A 24,225-nucleotide genomic window follows, 5' to 3' on the forward strand; every position below is an offset into this window, starting at 1 on the left:
GTGTCAATATTGATTCAATCAATACATCAATCAATGGGCCGCTAGGCGGATACGGTGACCCCCATGCGCGATCAAGAACCCGTCCCCCGCCACGCGGACAGGCGGCTGAGCACCAAAGAGGCCGCCGAGCTGCTCGGTGTGAAGCCGGAGACCGTGTACGCGTACGTCAGCCGCGGTCAGCTCAGCAGCCGGCGGGTGACCGGCGGCCGGGGCAGCACCTTCGACGCCGGGGAGGTCGAGGCGCTCGCCCGGCGCAACAAGCGGGAGGGCGCGGGCAGTTCCGGATCGGGCGGCGAGCTGTCCGTACGGACCCGCATCACACTCATCGAGAGCGACCGCTACTACTTCCGCGGTGTCGATGCGGTCGACCTGGCCGCACGGCACACCTACGAGGAGGTCGCCGAGTGGCTGTGGACCGGCCGGATGCACCCGGGCGGCACGTTCACCGCACCCCCCGCCTCCGTCGCCGTGGCCCGCCGTGCCGTCGACGCACTGCCCGAACACGCCGCGCCCACCGACCGGCTGCGCGTCGCGACGATCGCCGCCGCGACCGCCGACCCGCTGCGGTTCGACCTGTCCGAGGAGGCCGTGCTCGGCACGGCGCGCACGCTCATTCCCACGCTCGTCGACGCTCTGCCACTCGTGAGGCACGACCGCCGCGACGAGGGCCCCCTGGCCCACCGCCTGTGGTCCCGGCTGTCCGGGCAGGACGCCGACGAGGCGTCCCTGCGCGCCCTGGACGCCGCTCTCGCCCTCCTCGTCGACCACGACCTGGCCGCGTCCACGCTCGCGGTGCGCGTCGCCGCTTCGGCCCGTGCCCACGCCTACGCGGCCGTCTCCGCCGGGCTGGGCGTGATCGAGGGCCCGCTGCACGGCGCGGCCAGCGGCCTCGCCCACCGGCTGCTCCTCGACGTGCTCGACCAGGGCGACGCGGCGCCCGTCATCGCGGACGAGCTGCGCGCCGGCCGCCGTATCCCGGGACTCGGCCACCGGCTCTACCCGGGCGAGGACCCACGCGCGCGTACCCTGTTCACCTTCCTGGAACAGATCCCGCGCGCCGAGCCCGCCCTCCTCGCGGCCCGCGACATCGTCGAGACCACCGCCCGCCACGCCCCATTGCACGCCAACGTCGACCTGGCGCTCGCCGTGCTCACCACGGCCTGCGGCATGCCCTCGACCGCGGGCGAGACGATTTTCGCCGTGGCCCGTACCGCGGGCTGGATCGCTCATGCCCTGGAGGAGTACGGCGAACGCCCGCTGCGCATGCGCCCGAGCGGTCTCTACGCGGGTCCGAAACCGCCTCAGCCACTGCCGGAGTAGGGCACGGCGGGCCCGGACGTCGCCGCGCACCAACTCAGGTTAGGCTCACCTGTGTGAGTACGTGCACGAGCGTCTCCCGGGACTTCGACGAGCCCGTTTCGGCGACCGCGGCCACCGCGAGGACCTGGCTGTTGCTGGAACAGCCAGGTCCATGGGGTGCCAAGGCGCTCACCTCGAGCCATCTGGACCCCGCGCTGGGCCGTGCCCTGGAGGCGGCCGCGAAGGACACGGGCGTGCGGATCGTGCTCATCCGCCGCCCCGGGCGCCACGCGGACCGCCGTATGCCCGCCTCGCGCCGGGTGTACGCGGCCCACACCGTTCCGGGAAACGTGTGGCTGCACGGCGCCACGACCTCGGACCCGGAGCAGCTGCTCGACCTCGACTTCGCCGCGCTCGGCCGGGGCGACCACCACACGTTCGACGCGGTCCTCGGCGGCCGGCCCCACGACGGTGATCCGCTCGCCCTCGTCTGCACCAACGGCAAGCGGGACCGCTGCTGCGCCCTCCTGGGCCGGCCTCTCGCGGCCGAGCTCGCCACGTCGGGGGTCGAGGGCGTCTGGGAGGTCACCCATCTGGGTGGTCACCGCTTCTCCCCCACCGTGCTCGTGCTGCCGTACGGATACGCGTACGGCCGGGCCGAGGCCCACACTCTCAAGGAGGTCCTGCACGGCGCCGGGGAGGGGCGGATCGTCGTGGAGGGCTGCCGGGGCGGCTCGGCCTGGGAACGGCCCGGTCAGGCGGCCGAGCTCGCCGTGCGCACCCGGACCGGCGAGTATGCCGCGGAGGCGCTGAGCGTCGTACGGACCTCGGGCGCTGCCCCGCGCTGGGAGGTGACCGTCGCCCACACCGACGGGCGCCGCTGGCAGGTCGAGGTGGCCCAGGGTGCGGCTCTGCCGCCCCGCCCGGAGAGCTGCGGGGCGTCCGTCCTCGGTTCGCCCGCGCGGATGGACGTCGTGGCGGTGCGCGAGATGAGGGTGACGACGGCGCTCGCAAGCTGACCGGCAGGCCTCCGGGGGGGGCAGAACCGTCCCGATCAAGCATGGATGCCGCCTTCGCCCGGTTCGAGGCCGCGCCGCCTTCGCAAGCATTGATCAAGAGATCCACGCCACACCCGTTACGGCAGGTAGCCGGCCGCACGTACCGTCTTGGGTATGAGCCCCACTCCCCCCGCACGCCGCCTGCGCCTCGGCCTCCCTCGGCGGGTGTTCTCGCAGGTGCTGCTGATGCAGGTGGCGATCGCCGCGGGAGTCGCGGTCCTCGCGACCGGGCTGTTCCTCGCGCCTCTGAGCAACCAGCTGGACGACCAGGCGATGCGCCGCGCGCTCGCGATCGCGCAGACGACCGCCCAGCAGCCCGATCTCGCACAGGACCTGAGGGACACCCCTCCCTCCCCGAACGGTCCGGTGCAGCAGGAGGCGGAGCGGATCCGGAAGGCGACGCAGGCCGAGTACATCGTGGTGATGGACTGGCGCGGTGTGCGCTGGTCGCACACCGACAGGAAGCAGATCGGCGGCATCGTCTCGACCGACCCCGGCCAGGCCCTGGCCGGCAAGGAGGTCATGGAGATCGACAGCGGCACCCTGGGCCGCTCCGCCCGGGGCAAGGTTCCGCTGCGCGACAGCGACGGCTCCGTCGTCGGCGCCGTCTCGGTCGGCATCGCCTACGACAGCGTCCGGGCCCGGCTGATCCACGCGATCCCGGGGCTGCTCGCGTACGCCGGCGGCGCCCTGGCCGTCGGTGCGATGGCCGCGTGGCTCATCTCCCGGCGGGTCCACAGGCAGACCCGGGACCTGGCCTTCTCCGACATCGCGGCGCTCCTGTCGGAACGCGAGGCGATGCTGCACGGCATCCGGGAGGGCGTCGTCGCCCTGGACCGCACCGGCCGCATTCGCCTCCTCAACGACGAGGCGCAGCGGCTGCTGAGCATCGGCGACGCGGCGGTGGGCCGTTCCCCGGACGAGGCCCTGGGCACGGGCCGCACGTCCGATGTGCTGGCCGGGCGCGTGACCGGCACGGACCTGCTCACCGTGCGCGGCCAGCGCGTGCTGGTCGCCAACCGCATGCCCACCGACGACGGCGGCGCCGTGGCCACCCTGCGCGACCGCACCGAGCTGGAGCAACTGGGCCGCGAACTCGACTCCACCCGTGGTCTGATCGACGCCCTGCGCGCCCAGGACCACGAACACGCCAACCGTATGCACACGCTCCTGGGGCTGCTCGAACTGGAGATGTACGACGACGCCGTCGAGTTCGTCGGCGAGGTCGTCGGCGATCACCGGGCCACCGCTGAGCAGGTCACCGAGCGGATCAAGGATCCGCTGCTCGCCGCCCTGCTGGTCGGCAAGGCGACCGTCGCGGCCGAGCGGGGCGTCGCCCTGTGGGTGTCGGACCGGACCCGGCTGCCCGACCGGCTGGTCGACCCCCAGGGGCTCGTGACCGTCGTGGGCAACCTGGTGGACAACGCCCTCGACGCCGTGGCGGGCAAGCCGCACGCGCGCGTGGAGGTCGAGCTGCGCGCCGAGGGGCGCACGGCGATCCTCAGGGTGCGCGACACGGGCCCGGGAATCCCGCCGGAGCAGCGGGAGTTGATCTTCACCGCGGGATGGTCCACGAAGAAGCCGCCGGCGCACCGCGAGCGGGGCATCGGCCTCTCCCTGGTGCGCAGGCTCGCCGAGCGGCAGGGTGGCAGCGCGACCGTCGACGAGGCGTACGGCGGCGGCGCGGAGTTCACCGTCGTCCTGCCCGAGGCGCTCGCCGAGCCGGGTCCCGAACCGGCCCTGACCGTGCCGTCAGCTCCGCAGACCGCCAAGAAGGAGTCGTGATGATCGAGGTCCTGGTCGTGGACGACGACACCAGAGTCGCGCGGGTCAACGCCGCCTACGTCGAGAAGGTGCCGGGCTTCCATGTCGCCGGCGAGGCCCACAGCGCCGCCGAGGCGCTGCTCCAGCTGGAGACGCTGCCCGGGCTGGACCTGGTGCTCCTGGACCACTACCTGCCCGACGAGACGGGGCTGGCGGTCGTCCAGGAGATGCGGCGGCGCGGCCACCAGACCGACGTGATCATGGTGACGGCGGCCCGGGACGTGTCCACCGTGCAGGCGGCGATGCGGCAGGGCGCGCTGCAGTATCTGGTCAAGCCGTTCGCCTTCGCCGGCCTGCGCGCCAAGCTGGAGGCGTACGCGGAGCTGCGCCGCACCCTCGACGGCGGCGGGGAGGCCGAGCAGGCCGAGGTGGACCGCATCTTCGGGGCGCTGTCGACCCCGTCGGAGCCCGATCTGCCCAAAGGGCACTCCCCCACCACCGCGGAGCTGGTCCGACAGTCCCTGATGCACGCCGACGGGCCCCTGTCCGCCCAGGAGATCGCCGAGCGCACCGGGGTGAGCCGCCAGACCGCCCAGCGCTATCTGAAGCTCCTGGAGCGCACGGGACGGGCCAGGCTGACCCTCAAGTACGGGGACGCGGGCCGCCCCGAACACCGTTACGTGTGGGCGACCCGCGCCTAGCCGACAACAACCCCGTGGGAAGGCGGCTGCCCCTACGCCGCTCCCGCCCCGGTCAGCGACCGCACCTCGGTCTCCGCGTGCTTGGCCTCGTCCGGGACGTCCTCCGAGGTGACCGTGCCCAGCCAGCCCGCGAGGAAGCCGAGCGGGATCGAGACCAGGCCCGGGTTCTGCAGCGGGAAGTACTGGAGGTCGACGCCCGGGAACAGCGAGTCCGGGCTGCCCGAGACCACCGGTGACAGCACCACGAGCACCACGGCCGGAACGAGACCGCCGTAGACGGCCCATACGGCGCCACGGGTCGTGAAGCCGCGCCAGAACAGGGAGTAGAGCAGCACCGGTAGGTTCGCCGACGCGGCGACGGCGAAGGCGAGACCCACCAGGAACGCCACGTTGAGATCCCGCGCCAGCAGCCCGAGGGCGATCGCCACCACGCCCACTCCGACGGCCGCGACACGGGCCACCGCCACCTCGCTGCGCGGCTTGCCGCCCCGGCGCCGCAAGGACGCGTACAGGTCGTGGGCCACCGAGGCGGAGGACGCGAGCGTGATCCCGGCGACCACGGCGAGGATGGTGGCGAACGCGACCGCGGCGACGATCGCGAAGAGAACTGTTCCGCCCGTGGAGCCGGCACCTCCGCCCAGATCGAGCGCCAGCAGCGGAACCGCCGTGTTCCCGGACGCGTTCGACCCTCGTACGGCGTCCGGCCCCACGATGGCGGCGGCGCCGAAGCCGAGCACGATCGTCATCAGGTAGAAGCCGCCGATGAGTCCGACGGCCCAGACGACCGAGCGGCGTGCGGCACGCGCGGTGGGCACCGTGTAGAAGCGGGACAGGATGTGCGGCAGCCCGGCCGTACCCAGCACCAGGGCCAGTCCCAGACTGATGAAGTCGAAGCGAGCGGTCCAGTCCCCGCCGTACTTCAGGCCTGGCGCCAGGAACTCCGCCCCGTGACCACTGCGCTCGGCCGCCGTGAGCAGCAGCCGGTCCAGATCGCCGTGGAAACGCATCAGGACGAGCACCGTCAGCAGAACGGTGCCGCCGAGCAGCAGAACCGCCTTGACGATCTGAATCCACGTGGTCGCCCGCATCCCTCCCAACGACACATAGATCACCATCAGCGCGCCCACACCGATGACCGTCCAGGACCGCGCCGCCTCGCTCGTACCCCCCAGCAGCAGCGCCACCAGACTGCCCGCGCCGACCATCTGCGCCACCAGATACAGAACGGACACGGTGACCGAGGACGTTCCCGCCGCGATCCGTACCGGCCGCTCCCTCATCCGCGCCGCCACGACGTCGGCGAGCGTGAACCGGCCGCAGTTGCGCACCAGTTCGGCGACGAGGAACAGCACCACCAGCCAAGCCACCAGGAACCCGACGACATAGAGCAGCCCGTCGTAGCCGAACAGCGCGATGAGCCCGGTGACTCCCAGGAAGGAGGCGGCCGACATGTAGTCGCCCGCGAGGGCAAAACCATTCTCCATGGGTGAGAAGAGCCGCCCGCCCGCGTAGAACTCCTCCGCCGAACCACGCCGTTTACGACTCACCCAGGTCGTGATCGCCAGCGTGACGGCGACGAACGCACTGAACAGCAGCAGCGCCAGCGTCTGGTGCTCCCCGGTCACGAGACACCGCCGTTCGCTCCACGTGTCAGTTCCTGTGTGTCCCAGCGCAGTTCGAGCGCCGCCCGGTCCCTGCGCAGCCGCGCGTGCCGGGCGTACGCCCAGGTGAGCAGGAACGTGGTCAGGAACTGCCCGAGCCCCGCGGCCATCGCCACGTTCACCGCTCCCGCCACGGGCCGGGCCATCAGCTCCGGCGCGGTCGTGGCAGCCACGACATAGCCCACGTACCAGGCGAAGAAGGCCACGAAGGCCGGCACCACGAACCTCCGGTACCGCCGCCGCACCTCCTGAAAGGCCGCACTGCGCTGCACCTCCAGGTACACCTCGGCCGGTGCGGCCCCGGTCTCGCCCTCCCTTCGCGCCGACGGCACCACCGCCGGAGCGGGCTCCCCGGCACCGGCCGACTCGCCCCAGCCGGAGGCGAGGGCGTCGTACCAGGGGTCGTCGTACCTGAGGTGCCCGGCCTCTTCGGCCGGGACCGGGTCATGAGCGTCGAGAGTCTCGACCCAACTGTCCTGCCCGGCCCCGCTGTCACGGGGACGGTCCTTGCTTGGCTGCATACCCAAGGATGGACAGAACGGGAAGATCCCCGACTCTTCTTCCCCTCTCGCTTCACCCCTTCAGGTGACTCAACCCGCTGGTGGCCGCACCAGACCCTTTCGATAGGCGTAACGCACTGCGGCCGACCGAAGAGGCCGACACGCAGTCCGATGCCGACGCCCCAGACGGCGGCGGGCAGGGCCGGGGGCGTGTCCGGCCGCCTCATTCGGACACCGCTGACGCCGCCCCTGAACCAGGGCGGCACAGCGACGTCCACGAGCGGTTCACGCCGGCTGCCGACGACGCCCCGCCCCTGCCAGGCCTCAGCCCGCGCAGCGGCTACGCGTCGATCCGCGACCGGTCCAGTATCGCCGCCGAGTTGGAGATGAACTCCTTGCGCGGCGCGACGTCGTTGCCCATCAGCAGGTCGAAGACCTGCTCGGCCGACTCCAGGTCGGAGAGGTTGATCCGGCGCAGAGTGCGGTGGCGCGGGTCCATGGTCGTCTCGGCCAGCTGGTCGGCGTCCATCTCGCCGAGACCCTTGTAACGCTGGATCGAGTCCTTGTAGCGGATGCCCTTGCTCTGGAACTCCATGAGCTTGTCGCGCAGTTCCCGGTCCGAGTACGTGTAGACGTACTTGTCCTGGCCCTTCTTCGGCTGGACGATCTCGATCCGGTGCAGCGGCGGCACCGCCGCGAAGACCCGGCCGGCCTCGACCATGGGCCGCATGTAGCGGTGGAACAGGGTCAGGAGCAGGGTGCGGATGTGCGAGCCGTCGACGTCGGCGTCGGTCATCATGATGATCTTGCCGTAGCGAGCCGTGTCGATGTCGAAGGTCCGGCCCGATCCGGCTCCTATGACCTGGATGATCGCGCCGCACTCGGCGTTCTTCAGCATGTCCGTCACGGACGACTTCTGGACGTTGAGGATCTTGCCCCGGATCGGCAGCAGTGCCTGGAACTCGGAGTTCCGGGCGAGCTTCGCCGTACCGAGCGCGGAGTCGCCCTCGACGATGAACAGTTCGCTGCGGTCGACGTCGTCGCTGCGGCAGTCGGCGAGCTTGGCCGGCAACGAGGAGGACTCCAGGGCCGTCTTGCGCCGCTGCGCGTCCTTGTGCTGACGGGCGGCGATGCGCGTACGGGCCGCGGCGACGGCCTTCTCCAGCACCACACGGGCCTGCTGCGCGGCGTCCCGCTTCGTGGAGGTCAGGAACGCCTTGAGCTCCTTGACGACCACGTTGGTCACGATCCGGCGAGCCGCCGAGGTACCGAGCACCTCCTTGGTCTGGCCCTCGAACTGGGGCTCGGCGAGGCGCACCGTGACGACCGCGGTGAGGCCTTCCAGGGCGTCGTCCTTGACGATGTCGTCCTCGGCCACGCGCAGCAGCTTCTTGGTGCGCAGCACCTCGTTCATCGTCTTGGCGACGGCCTGCTCGAAACCGGCGACATGCGTACCGCCCTTGGGGGTGGCGATGATGTTCACGAACGACTTGAGCGTCGTGTCATATCCCGTGCCCCAGCGCAGCGCGACGTCGACGCCGAGTTCGCGAGTGACCTCGGTGGGCGTCATCTGGCCGTGGTCGTCCAGAACGGGGACCGTCTCCTTGAAGGTGCCCTGCCCGGAGAAGCGGAGGACGTCGCAGACCGGCTTGTCGTTCGCCAGGTACTCGCAGAACTCGCTGATTCCGCCGTCGAAGCGGAAGGACTCCTCGCCCTTGCTGCCGCCCTCGCCGAGCCCGTACTCGTCGCGCACGACGATGGTCAGGCCGGGCACCAGGAACGCGGTCTGGCGGGCGCGCTGGTGGAGCGTCTCCAGGGCGAGCTTGGCGTCCTTGAGGAAGATCTGGCGGTCGGCCCAGTACCGCACGCGCGTGCCGGTGCGGCTCTTCGGGATCTTCTTGGTCTTGCGCAGCCCGCCCTTGGCCTCGAACTTGGCGTCCGGGCCGTTCCCGGCGAAAGCGCCCGGGACGCCGCGCCGGAAGCTGATGGCGTGGGTCTGCCCGCCGCGGTCCACCTCGATGTCCAGGCGGGCGGAGAGGGCGTTCACCACGGAGGCGCCGACGCCGTGCAGGCCGCCGGAGGCGGCGTACGAGCCGCCGCCGAACTTGCCGCCGGCGTGCAGCTTGGTCATGACGACCTCGACACCGGAGAGGCCGGTCTTGGGCTCGACGTCGACCGGGATACCCCGGCCGTTGTCCCGGACCTCGACGGATCCGTCGTCCTGGAGGATGACCTCGATGTGGTCGCAGTAGTTGCCCAGGGCCTCGTCGACGGAGTTGTCGATGATCTCCCAGAGGCAGTGCATGAGACCGCGGCTGTCGGTCGACCCGATATACATGCCCGGGCGCTTGCGCACGGCTTCGAGCCCCTCAAGGACGAGCAGGTGCCGCGCGGTGTAGTTGGATCCGTCCCGGTCTGCTCCTGCCAGCAGAGCTGTGGACGGCACGGACGATTCGGCGGTCACGCGGTTCGCTCCTCGCTGAATTTCAGATGGGGCCCTTGTGGGTAAGGGCGCGGCTTCAGTCACCGGTGAGAGGGTACCGAGGCCTGGTAGAGCCGTTGTAACGCCACCCTCGTCAGAGACTCAGACTAGTCCAGGCTCGCATGTGTGTTCGATCCCTCGATGGAGTGAAGTACACATCACGTTCCCTTCCAGGCATGAACCATTTAGGCTCCGGGCACGTCCTCATGAACAACCGGCAACCCAGCCGGGAGGACCGACCACCGATACAACGCGAAGCCCCGTAAGCACATAGACACGCAATACGGCACATTCGCCGCCAACCGGCAGCAGACAGCCGCCTCGCAAGATTTTTTCGAGGAAAAGCCACGAGCGGGAACGTTTTATGGCTGGTTGGATGTTGACCCTGGTACGACAGCTCGTCGAGCTAGAGAAGAGGCGACGTGACTACTGTTCTGACCCCCGCGAGCCACCTGACGGCCGCTGATCGCTGCGACCGCTGCGGCGCCCAGGCGTACCTGCGCGTCGTGCTGCTCAGCGGCGGAGAACTGCTCTTCTGCGCCCACCACGGCCGCAAGTTCGAGCCGGAACTCAAGAAGATCGCCGCTGAGATACAGGACGAGACGGAGCGGCTCACGACCGTTCCCGCGACCGCCTCCGAAGAAGAGCGCTGACACCTCGCGTTCCGACGACGAGCCAGCCCGGCACAGGCCGGTGAATGGGCGGCTGCCTCTGACAGCAGAGGCAGCCGCCCATCCTCGTCCGCACAGGCCCGCCCAGGCTCCGCGGGACACCCTTCGAGCCTTCCTCACCCCCGCGTCCAGCGGAGCGCCCGCATGATGTCGGACACACGCATGTAGACCCCGGGGCTGCCGGCCCGCCCGCAGCCGATCCCCCAGGACACGAGCCCGATCAACCGCCCCCGGGCCACCAGCGGCCCCCCGCTGTCGCCCTGGCAGGCGTCCCGGCCTCCCTCCCTCTCCCCCGCGCACAGCATGCTCTCGGCTTCGTACGTGCCGTCGGATCCGCCCGGATAGGCGTCCTCGCACAGCTCATCGGAGATCACGCGCACCCGCGCGGCGCGCAGGCTGTTCGGATACTGGCCGGCGCCGGAGGTGTCGCCCCACCCGTAGACCATCGCGGTCCCGCCCACCGCGTACGCGGGATCACCGTCGGCCGCCATACCGATGATCGAACCGGCGGGCAGAGGTTCGGCCAGGGTGAGTACGGCGTAGTCCCCGAAGTTGCTGACGCCGTCGTACGCCGGGTTCACCCAGGAACGCCGCACGGCGATCTCCCGGCCGCTGCGGTCCGAGAGCAGGTCCGTGCGCCCCGCTATGACCTTGAGGTCACGTACGCGCTCCGGCGCCACACCCAGGACCTCCTTGTCCAGGCAGTGGGCGGCGGTGAGCACCGTGCTGCGACCGACCGCCACACCGCCGCAGAACTGTCCCGCACGCGTACCTCCGAACCGGTCACGGCTGGACAGAGCGACCGTCCACGGGCTCTGGGACACATCGACAGGGAAACCGCCTATGACCACGCTGTCGGCGGCCACAGGGGCGCTGGAGGCCACTGATATGGCGGCTGCCGCGGCTGCCAGGACCAGCGGTCGGGCCAGGGCCCGGGCAAGGCGACGACGCATACGCACTCCTCACTCCGTGGTGTTCGCTGAACACCCAGAGTGATTCACCCCGCGCCACGCCGCACCCCCGGGGAAGCAGGGCACGACGAAGGCCCGGCCCCCTGAGGGGGCCGGGCCTTCCGCGTCGTACGACCGGCGACTAGTCGAGGTAGTCGCGCAGCACCTGCGAACGGGACGGGTGGCGCAGCTTCGACATGGTCTTGGACTCGATCTGGCGGATCCGCTCGCGCGTGACGCCGTAGACCTTGCCGATCTCGTCGAGGGTCTTCGGCTGACCGTCGGTGAGACCGAAGCGCATGGAGACGACGCCCGCCTCGCGCTCGGACAGCGTGTCCAGGACGGAGTGCAGCTGCTCCTGGAGGAGCGTGAAGCTGACCGCGTCCGCCGGGACGACCGCCTCGGAGTCCTCGATGAGGTCACCGAACTCGCTGTCGCCGTCCTCGCCCAGCGGGGTGTGCAGCGAGATGGGCTCGCGGCCGTACTTCTGGACCTCGATGACCTTCTCCGGGGTCATGTCGAGTTCCTTGGCCAGCTCCTCCGGGGTGGGCTCGCGGCCCAGGTCCTGGAGCATCTGGCGCTGGACGCGCGCGAGCTTGTTGATGACCTCGACCATGTGCACCGGGATACGGATGGTGCGGGCCTGGTCGGCCATGGCGCGGGTGATCGCCTGACGGATCCACCAGGTGGCGTACGTGGAGAACTTGTAGCCCTTGGTGTAGTCGAACTTCTCGACCGCGCGGATCAGACCGAGGTTGCCCTCCTGGATCAGGTCCAGGAAGAGCATGCCGCGGCCGGTGTAGCGCTTGGCCAGGGAGACCACCAGGCGGAGGTTGGCCTCCAGGAGGTGATTCTTGGCCCGGCGGCCGTCCTCGGCGATGATCTCCAGCTCGCGCTTGAGCTTGGGGGCGAGCTTGTCGGCGTTGGCCAGCTTGTCCTCGGCGAACAGACCGGCCTCGATGCGCTTGGCGAGCTCGACCTCCTGCTCGGCGTTGAGCAGCGGGACCTTGCCGATCTGCTTGAGGTAGTCCTTGACCGGGTCGGCGGTGGCGCCGGCGGCGGCGACCTGCTGGGCGGGCGCGTCGTCCTCGTCCTCGTCGGACAGCACGAAGCCCGCGTTCTCCGGCGTGCTCTCGGGCTCCTCACCGGCCTTGCCGGGGGCTGCCTCCTCGAGCACCTCCTCTTCCAGGAGTTCGGCGTCGTCCTTCTTGGCGCTGGTCTTCTTGGCCGCCGTCTTCTTGGCGACGGTCTTCTTCGCGGCCGCCTTCTTGGCGGTCGTCTTCTTGGCGGCTGCCTTCTTGGCGGGCGCGTCGTCCTCGACGCCTGACTCGGCAGCGGGCGCCGTCGGCGTGGCGGTGGCGGTGGCCTTCCGGGTGGTCACCGCCTTGGCCGCGACCGTCTTGGTGGCGGTGCGCTTGGCGGGACTCTTCGCTGCGACGCTCTTTCGGGTGCGCTTGGGCTCTGCGGCACTGACCATCAGCGTCACACCCTCTTCCTCGAGGATCTGGTTGAGGCTGCGCAGTACGTTCTTCCACTGAGTGGCCGGAATCTGGTCAGCTTCGAAGGCCCGACGCACGTCATCGCCGGCGATCTGCCCCTCAGCCTTTCCCCGCTCAATGAGCGCCATGACAGAGACGGACTCGGCGATCTCCGGCGGGAGCGTACGGGATGTGCTGGCCGACACGAACAACCTCTCGGAACGTTGGAAAACGGCTTCCGGCTCCGTCCACGGTGGACAGGGGCCGACCGCCGGCTTGGGGATGGGCCGACGGCGCGGGCGGGGGCCGGGAAGATGCACAGCGCCGTGAACGGCGTCCGTATTCCCTCCGCGGCTGTCACCTCTTAGGTCATCGCGTTCTTCCCGCGAGCGTTACGCCCAATCCGCGTGGCCCGAGTCACACCCCGTAAGCGAATAAAAGCGGTCAGATACGGATAGAGGCAGTCACTCCTGGACGTGACTTTACCGCTGCGGCGGACGGGCGGCCCCCTTCGCGCCGTCGGACCCCGCAGGATCGCGAAGGATCCTGCGGGGTCCGACGGGAGGCGGTCCATCGATCGGGCGCTGCCACAGGAGGGGGGTGGCACACCCGACCGCGCCGCCCGCGGAACGCGGTCAGTGCTCGCGCGGGGCGGGCACTACCCGTTCCACCTCGGGGTGGACCGTGAGGAGTTGGCGCATCGCCGTCTCGGCCGCGGCTCCGTCACCGGCGGCGAGGGCGTCACAGATGCGGCCGTGGTGCGCCAGCGACGCCTCGTTCGGACGGTCACAGCCCGTGACCGGACCGCCCGAGACCTGGAGGGCCGAGGACACGATCCCCGAGAGGTGCTCCAGCATGCGGTTGCCCGCGACCTGGATGAGCAGCGAGTGGAACTCGGAGTCGGCGCGGGAGAACGTGAGCGCGTCGCCCTGAGCCATCGCGTGGCCCATGATCTCGACCATGTCCACCAGGCGCTGCTGGACGTCCTCGCGCCCGTGGCCGGCGGCGAGGCGGGCGGCGAGCGGCTCGATCGTCCACCGCAGCTCGCTCAGCTCGCGGCGCTGGTCGTCGCGCTGCGGCCCGAAGGCCCGCCACTCGATGATGTCCGGATCGAGGAGGTTCCAGTCGCTGACCGGGCGCACACGCGTGCCGACGTTCGGGCGGGCGCTCACCAGGCCCTTGGCCTCCAGGACGCGGAGCGACTCGCGGACGACGGTGCGGGAGACCTCGAAGCGCTGGCCGATCTCCTCGGGCACCAGCGGGCGGTCGGCGCCCAGATCGCCGGAGACGATCATCTGACCCAGCTGCTGGACGAGTTGGCCGTGCAGCCCGCGTCCGCGGCTGCCCGCGGCGCGTCGGCCCACACGGCCCAGCTCTGGGTCCGCGCCGTCCCAGGCAGAGACCCCGACGCGGTCGACGGCGGGCGCCTCGGCGTACGGGTAGCGGTCGAGTTCGCCCGGGCTCGTGAGGCCGGAGTCAGCGGAGCGGGCGGCGGTCATCATGGTGTGCGCAAGGGTACTCACGCATCCTTTGTCGGCGCCGTCTCCAACTCCCTTGAGGTCTTTGGTGAAAAGCACACGAAAGGGTGATCGCTCACCCCGTCGCAATTGACGCCTTATCGGAAAGAAATGGGCGTTCTGCGGGGAGTTGTGCGCATGGCTGGACGAGGGGTTACGGACAGTCGTCACCGGAATCTGCTCCGCAGGGTGGCGAGCAGGTACGCGCAGAGCAGTGCGGTCAGCGACAACGTCATTGCGCCGCCGACGGGTTGGGACAGCACTCCGAGCGCGGCTTCCAGGTAGCGCTCCCCTCCGAAGGGCCACCGCGGCACGAGGACCTCTCGCAGCCGCATGGGCAGCCCGGCCGCGGTTCGAACGGACGGTCCGTCCAGGAGCTTGTGCACGACGGGTACGACGAGGAGGGGTACGGCGGCCACCGCGGCGAGGCCCGCCGTCGTGGACCGGAAGACTCCGGCGGCCAGTACGCCCGCCCAGGCACAGCCGACGACGAGACCGATCCAACTCGCACTCAGCGGCAGCCAGTCGGCGGGAACCTGCGCGAGCTCCCGTCCGTAGACGAGATAGAGCACCTCGGTGTCGCAGCCGACGGTGAGGACGGCCAGCACCAGCGCGGTGGCCGAGGCGACGAGCAGTTTGGCGGCCAGCAGCCCCAACCGGCGGGGCACGGTGCCGCGGTCCGCTGCCAGGGCAGGGTGGCGGAACTCGTCACCGAAGGCCAGCGCGCCCAGCAGTCCCGCCCCGAGCGCCGCGGGCGGCAGGGGCAGCTCCCGCGGCCACGCGGCCAGCAGACGCGGCTGCGGCGTGTGCCCGATACGGGCGAGCACGACGGCGGTCACGGCGGACACGACGAGCACGACGGCCCCGGTGAGGAAGCCGGTGCCGATCCCGGCGGCACGGCGGATCTCGTAGCGGAGGGGGCGGAGCGGGCTGGGGGCGGGGCGGACGGAGATGGGAGGCGGCAGAGGGGGCAATGAGTCGAGGGCGCGCGCCATGCGGGCTTCGACGGCGTGGGGCACAGGGCGTGAGGAGGGGGCTGTCGCCTCCTCCTGGGGAGGGGCGGCGGCATTGCCCACGCGGTCGGCCGCGGGCGCGTCTGGGCGCTCGTGAGGCTCGGCGTCGGGCTGCGCAGGGCCGGAGGGGGGCAGCGCCTTGCCGGCGGCTGGTTCCGGTGCGGCAGCGGTGGGCTGCAGTTCGAGGGTGGGGCGCAGTTCAGGGGCGGGCTGTGCATGCCCGGGGGTGGGCAGCGGCTCGTCGACGGCTGGTCCTGGAACGTCGGCGGCAGACTTCAGCTCGATGCCGGGTCGCAGCTCCGGGACGGTGGCCACTGGCTCCGCTACGGTCGGCGTCGACGCGTCGAGGGAGGGCTCCGGCTCGTCGGCCCGGGGGGCGGCGGTTGGCCAGAGTGCGTTGGTGACGTGACCCGGCTGGGCAGGGATTCGCTCCGGCTCGGCACTGGCTCCCTCCGGCTCGACGCTGTTGTGATCCGGCTCGGCGTTGTCGTGATCCGGCTCGGGGCCGTCGTGATTCAGCTTGTCGGCGGAGGCTCGCGCCGCGTCGGCCCGCTGCCGCTCGTCCGCGGGTGGCTCCGATTCACCCCGGCCCTCATCACGCTCGCTGCACGGCTCACCCGGCCGCACAGCTCCCGCTCCGGGGCCCATGTCGCCGATCTCGTCGGCGAGTTGGTGGACGACGATGCCGTGGCGGAACGCGGTCTCCCCGACGTCCGCGCAGGTACTGCCGTACACGGAGAGGCGGTTGTCGCCTTCTCGTGCGACTTCGACGGAGCGCTGCGCGGTGCGGGCCTGCTTGGCCAGGAGAGCCGCCAGACGGGCCGCGTGCGGGCTGCGTACGGCTACACGGGGACGCAGGCGCGTGCGCGAGAACTCCGCGGCCTCCTGGTCGGCCACGAGTCTGCCCTGCTCCAGCGTGACGACCCGGTCGGCGGTGCGCGCGGCCTCCTTGGGGTCGGCCGTGGTGAACAGGACCGTGCCGCCGTGGCCGGCGTGTGCGCGAAGCATGCCGTGCAGCCAGCCACCCTCACGGACGGAGAGCCCGTCGGCCGGATCGTCCAGGACGAGGGTGTGCGGGTCGGCCAGCAGGACGCAGGCCAGGCCGAGGCGGCGGTCCATGCCGCGCGAGAGGGCACCGAGGCGTTCGTCGCGCAGGCTCACGAGTCCGACCGCCTCGAGGACTTCGTCAGCGCGCCGGACCGGAACCCCCGCGGCGGCGCACAGCATGCGCAGGTGGCCACGGACCGTGCGGGCCGGGTGCCCCGGCACGTCGCCCAGCAGCACGCCGACCTCGCGTGAGGGGTGGGCGATGCGGTGCAGAGGACGGCCTCGGAAGTAGGTGATGCCACGGCCTTGTTGGAGCTCGAGCATCAGCCTGAGGACTGTGGTCTTGCCGGCGCCCGGTGCTCCGAGCAGCGCGGTGACGCGGCCCGCTCGCGCCTCGAAGGAGACGTCGTCGGCGGCGGGCGGAAGCTCTTTGCGAGGGTTGCTGGTCAGTCCGAAGGCCTGGATCACTCACAGCAAGATAGCGCGCTATGTCCGTTTTTCCGGGCAGCGCGAGGCCGTCTCGAGTGGGGCAATCACCCTGGTCCGGGCTACGGGCGGGTCGCGTGCCAGGCCCGGCGTCACACTTCGGGGCGCAGCATCGGAGGGTTGAGCAGTGTCGCGCCACCTGCCCGGAAGAGCTGTGCCGGGCGGCCGCCCTGGCGGGTGGTCGTCCCACCGGTGGGCACCAGGAAGCCCGGGGTGCCCGTGACCTTGCGGTGGAAGTTGCGCGGGTCGAGCGCCACGCCCCACACCGCCTCGTAGACACGACGCAGTTCTCCGACCGTGAACTCGGGCGGGCAGAAGGCTGTGGCCAGCGACGAGTACTCGATCTTGGAGCGGGCTCGTTCCACTCCGTCCGCCAGAATCTGCGCGTGGTCGAAGGCGAGCGGGGCGACCGGCTCGGCGTCCCGCCCGAAACCGCCCTGCTGCAGCAGTTCCTCGACCGGGGCCCAGCGCGCGTTGCTGGCGTCGCCGCCCGCTCTGGGCGCGGGCAGGTCGGGAGCCAGGGCGAGGTGGGCAACACTGACGACCCGCATCCTGGGGTCCCTCTTGGGGTCGCCATAGGTGGCGAGCTGCTCCAGGTGCGCGCCGTTGTCCTGGGCGGGGACGGCCGGGTCGTGGACGCGCAGCCCTGTCTCCTCGGCCAGCTCGCGCGCCGCGGCCTGTGCCAGGTGCTCGTCGGCCCGTACGAAACCGCCGGGGAGCGCCCAACGCCCCTGGAACGGTGGTTCGCCCCTCCGTACCGCCAGCGCGCACAGGGCATGGCGACGCACGGTCAGTACGACCAGGTCCACGGTGACGGCGAAGGGCGGAAACGCTGACGGGTCGTAGGGCATGCGGCGATCATAGTCGTCTGCCTGACGATAAACACTCCCTTCGCGGCTCGCTTCGCTTACTGATCCACTTCGGTCGGGTATGCACTGCACTGTCGACTCCCGGTGATCAGGCGGTGGTCTGTCGTGGCAGGTCAGGTGGCAGGTCAGGCCCCCAGCTGCAGCCCTTCGGCCGCCTCCTCGACCATGACGAGGCCGAGTCGGCTGACCCGCACGGAGAACGGGGCGCCCACCACGCGCAGTCCCGTAAAGCCGACCTCGCCCAGGGGTGCGCTGCGCACCGGGCGCAGGGTGACGGTCCCGGCCGGGGCGTCGGGGCGGATACCGGCGAGCGTGGTGAGCAACAGGATTCCGGCCGCCGCAGGGGTGGCCGCGGGGCGGCAGGCCGCCGGGTGCGGGAGGGGAGCGCTTCCCTCCGTGCGCTGGTCCCCCGCGTACATCTCGGGCAGGCGATGGGCGAACGTCTCGGAGGCCTCGAGTACACCGCGCAGCAGCGAGCTCGCCTCCTTCTCGTAGCCCGCGGCGGCCAGACCGGCGACGGCGAGTGCCGTCTCCCCTATCCGTACGGCCCCGGCGCGGTGGCCGAACGGATTGAATCCCGGTTCCTTCGCGCCCAGTCCACGCAGGCCCCAGCCCGAGTCCATGACAGGGCTGCCGAGCAGCCGGGCGAGCTTCTCGGTCTGGACCTTGTCGAGCAGACCGGGTGCCACCGCGCCCCCGCCCAGCAGGCCGGTATCGAGGAGGTGGACGGCGGCCGCACCCAGGTGAGGCACGGGCCTGCCGTCAGGGGCACGGGCTGCCGCGGGCCGGCCGCCCCCGCGGTCGTCGAGCCAGAAGTCCTCCCGGAACGCGGGGCGTAAGGTCTGCGCCCACTCCCGGAGTGCCGCTCCGCCGGTACGGCCGCAGGCGTCGAGCAGATCGGCACCGAGCAGTGCGGCACGGTGGGCGTGGGCCTGTGTCTCGCAGCGAATGGGTCCGCCAGGGTGTGGGTCGCGCAGGTACGCGTCGTCGCCCACGGTGGTCCGCAGCCAGGTCAGGCAGCGCTCGGCTGCGGGCAGCAGTTCCTCCGTCTCCTGCTCGCCGAGCCCCCAGCGTCTGGCTTCGGCGAGCAGTACGGGGAAGAGCAGCGTCGCCTCCGTACCGGTGCACTGCGGCGGAAGGTACGGCCCGGCGTCCCGTCTCGGGCCGGGAATCATCCCGGACTGCGGTCCCGGGCCGGTGAGTTGGGTCCGGGCGAGGATCCGCAGCGTCCCCGCCGCCAGGCCGGTGCCGAGCGGCAGGGCCATCCGGGCGGCGACGAGCGCGTCGGCGGGTGCCAGACCGCAGCGCCAGGGTGCACCGGCCGCGAGATGGGTGTCGGCGGGGTTCGCGGAGTCACGCAGTAAGAGAGATTGGAGGTCCTCGATGCTCGTCCGTAAGAGGGCGGAGATTCTGGGGTCGTCGCCTTCCGCACACGCCGCGGCCAGAGGGCTGGTCGCGGCGCGGCCCACGGCTCGGAGAGGCCCGGCACCGTCCGGCCGCACCCGCAGTTCCACACTTCTGCTTCCGCCCGGCGGCAGGTCGAGCTCCCACCGCAGCAGCCCGGCCGAGGCCAGGGCGTCCGAGGGAGGCGGTTCGGCCGTCACGGACGCGTTGCCTGTGGGGCAGGACCAGCGCAGTCCGGAGCCGTGAACGCTTGCGGGGAGTTCGGGTCCCGCGGTGCCCGCGGCGATCGAACCGAGGTCGGCCAGGTCCGTGCCCAGGACCACCTCGACCGGCAGGCGCATCGGGCGGGGAGCCGCACTGTGCAGGGTGATCCGCTCCGTGCCGTCGGCGAAGCGGTTGCGTTCCACCACCACGTCCGGGTCCGGGCCGGCCTGCGGGGACGTGCGGAGCGTGCCCACGAACCTGGCGCGGTCGGCCGAGGCCATGCGAGCCTGCACCGCGAGCGGTTCCCGTCCGCCCACGCGGATCTCGCACCGGGAGAGCACGCGTCGGCCGCCGCGGTAGAACCCTTCCAGCCCCCGTCCGGTCATCTGCCCTTCCTCCGTCGAGATGGCCAGGCCGGGAAGGGCGACACAGATCATGGCGGTGTGGGCGGGCGGCAGGTCTGCGGACCAGCGCAGTCCGGGGATCGTGGCACCGCGGGGCGGGGGCGTGTGCCCCAGGGGCGCCGACGCTCGGTCTTGGCCCGAGGGCGGTGCGGGTGGGCCGTCGTGCCTCGACCTGGCTCCGGGGCGACGGCTCTGGCCCGCCCATCGAGGCGACGAAGGGCCCGGGCCCGGCGGTGAGGGGGAGCGAGAGTCCGGGCCGGTGGGCAGCGAGACGTGTGAGACACCTCCGGGGAACCTGGGCCCGTAACCGTCGACACGGGCCACTGGTCGCGGAAGGGCGCCCTGGTCCCCCGACGGCGGAGCGCCAACCCCGGGCAGGCCGAGGCCCGGCGCGAAGGGCGGTGGAGGCCCGTCTGTGGAGCGGCGGTCGCCGGCAGCGGAGGAGGGCGGAGTCGGCTGATGCATGGGAGGGCTTCCTCTGCGCTCTGTGCGCCTCGATCGGGTTCGGCGCCGGTGCCGGAGGGCTCCGACGGGGCAGGGGCGGTGGGGCGTCACACCCCGTTCGGGCGTTCCGCCACTCAGGTGAACGCCGTGGACGTCTTCCGAGTCACGCCCGTGCCCCGTCCCTTGTGCGCCAAGGCCACCCGGCGGCAGGGCGCGACGGGTCACTCCTCCCCCTCCGTACCGTGGCCAGGCTGCACGCCTTCCTGCCCCGCGTCCCGGCACGGCATGGCTGCCTTCCGTGAGGTGCGCGCACGCGTGCCTCCCGTGCGCGCACTGCCGGATCGCGCGGGACCCGTCGTCGCACGCTCGGAGCGAAGGCCGGCTTCCGCGGCACCTGCAGGGCGCCTGGTGCCTGTCGGCTTACGCCGGAGCGAAGTAGGCGTGCTCATGTCGCTGCCGGCACGGGTCCGGCCGGCGGCGGTGTCGGCGGCACCGGCGGAACGGGAGCGGCGGCGACGGCGTGAAGGCGCCGCTGTGAGCGTGGGTTCGGGGTGGGGCTGTGGCACCGCTGTCTCTCGCCCGACGGCGTCGGGGACGTGCGCACGGATCATGGCGTGGTCGACCACCGCTCGCCCACGGCCCTCGCGCTCCGCCCGCAGGCAGGTACGGATCGACTCCGGGTCGAGGCCTTCGTTGCAAGCCTGGTGCAGGAGACGGGCGAAGAGGTAGTCGGGATCCGCGCCCAGGGCCATGGCGAGGGCTTCCCTGGCCTCCAGTTCATCGCCGGTGGACCATGCGACCCAGCCCGCGAGAGTGAGCGGTGCAGCGGCATGTTCGCCGTAGGGGCCGACGCAGCGGCGGGCCAGCGTCCGCCAGAGACGAAGGGCGCGTGCGGCCTCGTCGCCCTCCATCCACTCGGCCGCGCGGTCGCGGGTCGCGCGGTCCTGGAGACCGAGGATCAGCCGGGCGGCCTCGTCGCACCCGAGAAGTTCGTCGTCGCGGAGGTCCGCCAGGAGCATGCCGGAGACGGGAGTCGCCTCGGCGAAGCGGTCCAGGACCCTCCCGGCCAGCTCCAGTGTCTCGTCGGCCACGGAGGCGCGGCCCACCTCGTCCAAGAGCCTCGGGACCAGCGTCACGCTGGCGGTGTCGAGGGCGGCCTCCTGTTCGAGGGCGGCGGCGTTCTCCCAAGGCAGCAGCCGGGCCCGCAGCTCCCGCAGCGTGCCGCGCACCTGGATCCCCGCGTAAGTGGCCGCGGCGGCCAGCACGGAGGTGCCGGGCAGGCCCATGGGCGCTCCCTCCTGCGGGCAGCATGCCGCGTTGTCACAGCAGTACGACCAATAGCGCCCCTCCGAGATGCACAGCGCCTCGACCACCACCACGTCCCGGGAGCCGCACTCGACGCGCAGCCTCTGGGCCAGCGGCCTCAGCCGCTCCATGACCTGCTGCCCGGTCTCGCCCTTCCGCGGCTCCTGGCAGAGGAAGGCGACCATCGACTCGGGCCTGGCCCCTCGGCGCTCGCTGCCCGTCACCAGGCCGTGGGCCAGTTGTCCGGCTGCGGACGGCCAGTCGTCCGCGTTGGCGGGGATACCGAGCCGGGCCCGCCCTCCGAACCGTCCGCGTCCGTCCTTGTCGTGCAGGGCGACCAGGACGATGCTGTCCTCGGGGCGGTACCCGAGCAGATACGGCAGGGCGTCGGCGAGTTCGGCCGGGGTGCGCAGGGTGACCTGGTGCTCGCCGCCGTGACCGTCGTGCATGGGGCTGGGGGCGTGCGGTCCGGCGGTGTCGCCCGCGTTCGGCTCCCGCTTCCGCCGCCCGTCGTCCTTGTGCCCGCCCGGTGCGTCGGGCCCGGCGATGTCGCTGTTCTCAGGGGATCCAGTCGCTTCGCTGTGGTTCGTCATGCGGAGACGATCTCGCGGAATGCGAAGCTCCGGTTTGCCCTGTGGATAACTTCAATCAGGGACACGTCACCGGGAGCCTCCCGGCTCTCGTGTCTCCCGGTGCACCGCTCCCGTTGTCACTGCCGTCCTGTTTCATGGAACGCATGGAGCACACGAACAACGCGGATCTGCGGGCGGCGGCCGACACGGTCCTCGCCCGTCTCGTCGGGGACGTCTCGGGAGCGGCCCGGCTGCGCGAGGACCAGTGGCGGGCGATCGAGGCACTGGTCGCCGACAGACGACGTGCCCTGGTCGTCCAGCGCACGGGCTGGGGCAAGTCCGCGGTCTACTTCGTGGCGACCTCGCTGCTGCGGGCGCAGGGCAGCGGTCCGACAGTGATCGTCTCCCCGCTGCTCGCTCTCATGCGGAACCAGGTCGAGGCTGCGGCCCGGGCCGGCATCCACGCCCGGACCATCAACTCCTCGAACACCGAGGAGTGGGAGGCCGTTCAGGACGAGATCGCCGCGGGTGAGGTGGACGTTCTGCTGGTCAGTCCGGAGCGCCTCAACAACCCGGACTTCCGGGACCAGGTGCTGCCTCGGCTCGCGGCGGCGACCGGGCTCCTGGTGGTGGACGAGGCCCACTGCATCTCCGACTGGGGCCACGACTTCCGGCCGGACTACCGCCGGCTGCGCACCATGCTCGCCGACCTCCCGCCCGGTGTGCCGGTGCTCGCGACCACGGCCACCGCCAACGCGCGGGTGACGGCCGACGTCGCGGAACAACTCGGCACCGGCGGCAGCTCGGACGCCCTCGTTCTGCGTGGCCCGCTGGACCGCGACAGCCTGAGTCTGAGCGTGCTGCGGCTGTCGGACGCCGCGCATCGGATGGCCTGGCTCGCCGAGCACCTCGACGAACTGCCCGGCTCCGGGATCATCTACACGCTCACCGTGGCCGCCGCCGAGGAGGTCACCGCCTTCCTCCGGCAGCGCGGGCACACGGTCTCCTCGTACACGGGCAAGACGGAGAACGCCGATCGTCAGCAGGCCGAGGAGGACCTGCTCGCCAACAAGGTGAAGGCGCTGGTCGCCACCTCCGCGCTCGGCATGGGTTTCGACAAGCCCGATCTGGGCTTCGTGGTGCACCTCGGCTCGCCCTCCTCCCCCATCGCCTACTACCAGCAGGTGGGCCGCGCGGGACGCGGTGTGGAGCACGCCGAGGTGCTCCTGCTCCCGGGGAAGGAAGACGAGGCGATCTGGAAGTACTTCGCGTCGCTCGCCTTCCCTTCGGAAGAGCTGGTGCGCCGCACGCTCGATCTCCTCGCGCACGCGGAGAAGCCCCTGTCGCTGCCCGCTCTGGAGCCCCTGGTGGAACTGCGCCGGTCCCGCCTGGAGACCATGCTCAAGGTCCTCGACGTGGACGGTGCGGTCAAGCGGGTCAAGGGCGGCTGGATCTCGACCGGGCAGCCATGGACGTACGACGCCGAGCGGTACGCGTGGGTGGCGCGTCAGCGGGAGACCGAACAGCAGGCCATGCGCGCGTACGCGTCGACGACGGACTGCCGCATGGAGTTCCTTCAGCGCCAGCTTGACGACGAGGCCGCCAAGCCGTGCGGTCGTTGCGACAACTGCACGGGCCCGCGCTTCGTCGCCGACACGTCCGAGGAGGCACTCGACGCCGCGCGCGTGGACCTGGGCCGGGCGGGGGTCGAGGTGGAGCCCCGTCGCATGTGGCCCACGGGGCTGCCGGCGATCGGAGTGGATCTCAAGGGACGTATCCCGGCCGGCGAACAGGCCGCATCGGGACGCGCCTTGGGGCGTCTGTCGGACATCGGCTGGGGCAACCGGCTGCGGCCCCTGCTCGCGCCCCAGGCTCCAGACGGGCCCGTTCCGGACGACGTGGCGAAGGCAGTGGTGAGCGTGTTGGCCGACTGGGCCAAGGGTCCCGGCGGCTGGGCTTCTGGCACGTCGGACGCCCAGCCGCGCCCGGTCGGCGTCGTCACTGTGGCGTCCCGCACCCGCCCCGCGTTGATCCACTCCCTGGGAGCGCGCATCGCGGAAGTCGGCCGACTGCCGCTGCTGGGTGCCGTCGAGTACACCGGCGACGCGCACCCGGGTTCCCGGAGCAACAGCGCCCAGCGGCTGAAGGCACTCGACGGCGCTCTGACCGTGCCGCCCGCCCTCGCTTCCGCCCTGGCCGAGGCCCAGGGCCCGGTCCTCCTCGTGGACGACTACACGGAGACGGGGTGGACCCTCGCGGTCGCGGCCCGCATGCTCCGACGCTCCGGTGCGCAGGGGGTGTTGCCGCTCCTGCTGGCCTTGCAGGGCTGATGCCCGACACTCCGGGGCACGGTGTCAGCCCCGGAGCGCAGGGCACCGTCACCTGGCCACCCGCGC

16 protein-coding genes are annotated in these 24,225 nt (G+C 71.5%); 6 read left to right on the forward strand and 10 right to left on the reverse strand.

Translation table 11 applies throughout. The annotated features are described in order from the left end of the window. Nucleotides 1-63: 63 nt before the first annotated feature. The 4 genes from ACFT4A_RS21385 to ACFT4A_RS21400 all read left to right on the forward strand — a co-directional run bounded on the left by ACFT4A_RS21385 (nucleotide 64) and on the right by ACFT4A_RS21400 (nucleotide 4,822). Complete coding sequence (locus ACFT4A_RS21385) at nucleotides 64-1,320, forward strand: citrate synthase (protein WP_382832409.1); 1,257 nt, start codon at nucleotides 64-66, stop codon at nucleotides 1,318-1,320. A 53-nt stretch (nucleotides 1,321-1,373) separates the two neighbouring features. Further along, on the forward strand, nucleotides 1,374-2,318 hold the full coding sequence (locus ACFT4A_RS21390; RefSeq protein ID WP_382832411.1) for a sucrase ferredoxin: 945 nt from the start codon (nucleotides 1,374-1,376) through the stop codon (nucleotides 2,316-2,318). Nucleotides 2,319-2,471: 153 nt separating this feature from the next. Beyond that, nucleotides 2,472-4,142, forward strand: coding sequence for an ATP-binding protein (locus ACFT4A_RS21395; protein ID WP_382832412.1), 1,671 nt, complete (start codon nucleotides 2,472-2,474; stop codon nucleotides 4,140-4,142). Further along, nucleotides 4,142-4,822 carry a response regulator gene (locus tag ACFT4A_RS21400; RefSeq protein WP_189721818.1) on the forward strand — a complete coding sequence of 227 codons (681 nt, stop codon included), beginning with the start codon at nucleotides 4,142-4,144 and terminating at the stop codon, nucleotides 4,820-4,822. Before ACFT4A_RS21395 ends, ACFT4A_RS21400 begins: the two co-directional genes overlap by 1 nt. Before the next feature lie 32 nt (nucleotides 4,823-4,854). On the opposite strand, the gene ACFT4A_RS21405 is transcribed toward ACFT4A_RS21400, so the two are convergent. The 3 genes from ACFT4A_RS21405 to ACFT4A_RS21415 form a co-directional block, all read right to left on the reverse strand. Then, nucleotides 4,855-6,447 (reverse strand): cation acetate symporter, encoded by a 1,593-nt coding sequence (locus ACFT4A_RS21405; RefSeq protein ID WP_382832414.1) that lies wholly within the window; start codon nucleotides 6,445-6,447, stop codon nucleotides 4,855-4,857. Then, nucleotides 6,444-7,004: a DUF485 domain-containing protein gene (locus tag ACFT4A_RS21410; protein WP_382832532.1), complete on the reverse strand. Its 561-nt coding sequence runs from the start codon at nucleotides 7,002-7,004 to the stop codon at nucleotides 6,444-6,446. Before ACFT4A_RS21410 ends, ACFT4A_RS21405 begins: the two co-directional genes overlap by 4 nt. Nucleotides 7,005-7,323: 319 nt before the next feature. Continuing rightward, entirely contained in the window at nucleotides 7,324-9,447 is a 2,124-nt protein-coding gene (locus ACFT4A_RS21415; RefSeq protein WP_382832416.1) for a type IIA DNA topoisomerase subunit B, read from the reverse strand. A gap of 440 nt (nucleotides 9,448-9,887) precedes the next feature. On the opposite strand from ACFT4A_RS21415, the gene ACFT4A_RS21420 reads away from it, so the two are divergent. Then, the gene (locus ACFT4A_RS21420) at nucleotides 9,888-10,118 is read left to right on the forward strand and encodes a hypothetical protein (protein ID WP_215118116.1); all 231 of its coding nucleotides are present in this window, start codon (nucleotides 9,888-9,890) and stop codon (nucleotides 10,116-10,118) included. Nucleotides 10,119-10,252: 134 nt separating this feature from the next. Here the strand turns inward: ACFT4A_RS21420 and ACFT4A_RS21425 are convergent, their stop codons facing one another. The 7 genes from ACFT4A_RS21425 to ACFT4A_RS21455 form a co-directional block, all read right to left on the reverse strand. Continuing rightward, on the reverse strand, nucleotides 10,253-11,089 hold the full coding sequence (locus tag ACFT4A_RS21425) for a S1 family serine peptidase (protein WP_382832417.1): 837 nt from the start codon (nucleotides 11,087-11,089) through the stop codon (nucleotides 10,253-10,255). 139 nt (nucleotides 11,090-11,228) lie between these two features. Continuing rightward, complete coding sequence (locus ACFT4A_RS21430) at nucleotides 11,229-12,770, reverse strand: RNA polymerase sigma factor (protein WP_382832419.1); 1,542 nt, start codon at nucleotides 12,768-12,770, stop codon at nucleotides 11,229-11,231. Nucleotides 12,771-13,199: 429 nt separating this feature from the next. Beyond that, on the reverse strand, nucleotides 13,200-14,087 hold the full coding sequence (locus ACFT4A_RS21435) for a FadR/GntR family transcriptional regulator (RefSeq protein ID WP_382832421.1): 888 nt from the start codon (nucleotides 14,085-14,087) through the stop codon (nucleotides 13,200-13,202). Nucleotides 14,088-14,248: 161 nt separating this feature from the next. Further along, entirely contained in the window at nucleotides 14,249-16,609 is a 2,361-nt protein-coding gene (locus tag ACFT4A_RS21440; protein WP_382832422.1) for an ATP-binding cassette domain-containing protein, read from the reverse strand. Between the two features lie 110 nt (nucleotides 16,610-16,719). Continuing rightward, the gene (locus ACFT4A_RS21445; RefSeq protein ID WP_382832424.1) at nucleotides 16,720-17,478 is read right to left on the reverse strand and encodes an NUDIX domain-containing protein; all 759 of its coding nucleotides are present in this window, start codon (nucleotides 17,476-17,478) and stop codon (nucleotides 16,720-16,722) included. A 143-nt stretch (nucleotides 17,479-17,621) separates the two neighbouring features. Next, nucleotides 17,622-19,490, reverse strand: a complete 1,869-nt coding sequence (locus tag ACFT4A_RS21450; protein WP_382832426.1) for a glycogen debranching N-terminal domain-containing protein — start codon at nucleotides 19,488-19,490, stop codon at nucleotides 17,622-17,624. A 683-nt stretch (nucleotides 19,491-20,173) separates the two neighbouring features. Next, complete coding sequence (locus ACFT4A_RS21455) at nucleotides 20,174-21,850, reverse strand: DUF4192 domain-containing protein (protein ID WP_382832428.1); 1,677 nt, start codon at nucleotides 21,848-21,850, stop codon at nucleotides 20,174-20,176. A gap of 143 nt (nucleotides 21,851-21,993) precedes the next feature. Here ACFT4A_RS21455 and ACFT4A_RS21460 point away from each other — a divergent pair, with 143 nt between their 5' ends. Further along, nucleotides 21,994-24,159: a RecQ family ATP-dependent DNA helicase gene (locus ACFT4A_RS21460; RefSeq protein ID WP_382832429.1), complete on the forward strand. Its 2,166-nt coding sequence runs from the start codon at nucleotides 21,994-21,996 to the stop codon at nucleotides 24,157-24,159. Nucleotides 24,160-24,225: the final 66 nt, after the last annotated feature.

It is taken from the genome of Streptomyces sp. NPDC057099 (genome assembly GCF_042671245.1).
In the GTDB taxonomy this organism is placed as follows: domain Bacteria; phylum Actinomycetota; class Actinomycetes; order Streptomycetales; family Streptomycetaceae; genus Streptomyces; species Streptomyces purpurascens.

Bases quoted from the DNA above. Each gene is read 5' to 3' on its own strand.
- ACFT4A_RS21445 (WP_382832424.1), bottom strand. From the start codon at position 17,478: ATGCCCTACGACCCGTCAGCGTTTCCGCCCTTCGCCGTCACCGTGGAC.
- ACFT4A_RS21450 (WP_382832426.1), bottom strand. From the start codon at position 19,490: ATGACCGGACGGGGGCTGGAAGGGTTCTACCGCGGCGGCCGACGCGTG.
- ACFT4A_RS21425 (WP_382832417.1), bottom strand. From the start codon at position 11,089: ATGCGTCGTCGCCTTGCCCGGGCCCTGGCCCGACCGCTGGTCCTGGCA.
- ACFT4A_RS21385 (WP_382832409.1), top strand. From the start codon at position 64: ATGCGCGATCAAGAACCCGTCCCCCGCCACGCGGACAGGCGGCTGAGC.
- ACFT4A_RS21395 (WP_382832412.1), top strand. From the start codon at position 2,472: ATGAGCCCCACTCCCCCCGCACGCCGCCTGCGCCTCGGCCTCCCTCGG.
- ACFT4A_RS21410 (WP_382832532.1), bottom strand. From the start codon at position 7,004: ATGCAGCCAAGCAAGGACCGTCCCCGTGACAGCGGGGCCGGGCAGGAC.
- ACFT4A_RS21400 (WP_189721818.1), top strand. From the start codon at position 4,142: ATGATCGAGGTCCTGGTCGTGGACGACGACACCAGAGTCGCGCGGGTC.
- ACFT4A_RS21460 (WP_382832429.1), top strand. From the start codon at position 21,994: ATGGAGCACACGAACAACGCGGATCTGCGGGCGGCGGCCGACACGGTC.
- ACFT4A_RS21455 (WP_382832428.1), bottom strand. From the start codon at position 21,850: ATGACGAACCACAGCGAAGCGACTGGATCCCCTGAGAACAGCGACATC.